The organism is Citrobacter sp. wls714 (assembly GCF_005281025.1).
Taxonomy (GTDB): Bacteria; Pseudomonadota; Gammaproteobacteria; order Enterobacterales; family Enterobacteriaceae; genus Citrobacter; species Citrobacter werkmanii.
Genome location: NZ_SZWZ01000084.1, coordinates 1 through 334, shown reverse-complemented (window position 1 = coordinate 334; position 334 = coordinate 1). Strand labels below are relative to the sequence as shown.

General features: G+C 43.4%; 1 protein-coding gene. It reads left to right on the top strand.

Annotation, left to right across the window (positions count from 1 at the left end):
- Positions 1-12 precede the first annotated feature (12 nt).
- Positions 13-334, top strand: a 322-nt coding sequence (locus FDX11_RS17475) for a GtrA family protein (protein WP_137398304.1), incomplete at its 3' end; no start/stop codon positions are given.

Sequence of the window (334 nt, the reverse complement as noted above, 5' to 3'; positions counted from 1 at the left end):
CTGATTTTTATAATGTTAAAGCTATTCGCCAGGTACACATCAATAGGTGTTCTCAACACGCTAATTCATTGGGTGGTGTTCGCCATTTGCATATACGCACTTCATACGGGACAGGCTCTAGGTAACTTTGCAGGATTCGCTGTAGCTGTGTCGTTTAGTTTTTTTGCTAATGCAAAATTCACCTTCAATGCATCAACCACAACTATGCGTTACATGCTATACGTCGGGTTTATGGGAACTCTTAGTGCGGTTGTTGGCTGGGCAGCAGATAAATCAGGTCTAGCACCAATAGTCACGATCGTAACATTTTCCGCTATCAGCCTGGTATGCGGTT